Consider the following 518-nt stretch of genomic DNA (forward strand, 5'->3'; position numbering starts at 1 on the left):
CTGCAATGACACGACTTCGGCGGTACGCTTGAGCCCCGCTACATTGTCGGCGCGGAATCACTTGACCAGTGAGCTATTACGCACTCTTTCAAGGGTGGCTGCTTCTAAGCCAACCTCCTGGTTGTCTCTGCGACTCCACATCCTTTCCCACTTAGCGTACGCTTAGGGGCCTTAGTCGATGCTCTGGGCTGTTTCCCTCTCGACCATGGAGCTTATCCCCCACAGTCTCACTGCCGCGCTCTCACTTACCGGCATTCGGAGTTTGGCTAAGGTCAGTAACCCGGTAGGGCCCATCGCCTATCCAGTGCTCTACCTCCGGCAAGAAACACACGACGCTGCACCTAAATGCATTTCGGGGAGAACCAGCTATCACGGAGTTTGATTGGCCTTTCACCCCTAACCACAGGTCATCCCCCAGGTTTTCAACCCTGGTGGGTTCGGTCCTCCACGAAGTCTTACCTCCGCTTCAACCTGCCCATGGCTAGATCACTCCGCTTCGGGTCTTGGGCGCGCTACTC

Annotated in this window: 1 rRNA gene; it reads right to left on the reverse strand. The window is 56.6% G+C overall.

What is annotated here, in order from left to right:
- Nucleotides 1-518: ribosomal RNA gene (locus ACSNOK_RS33380) — 23S ribosomal RNA — on the reverse strand; the annotation flags it as partial.

The organism is Streptomyces sp. URMC 126, from assembly GCF_051386555.1.
Taxonomy (GTDB): Bacteria; Actinomycetota; Actinomycetes; order Streptomycetales; family Streptomycetaceae; genus Streptomyces.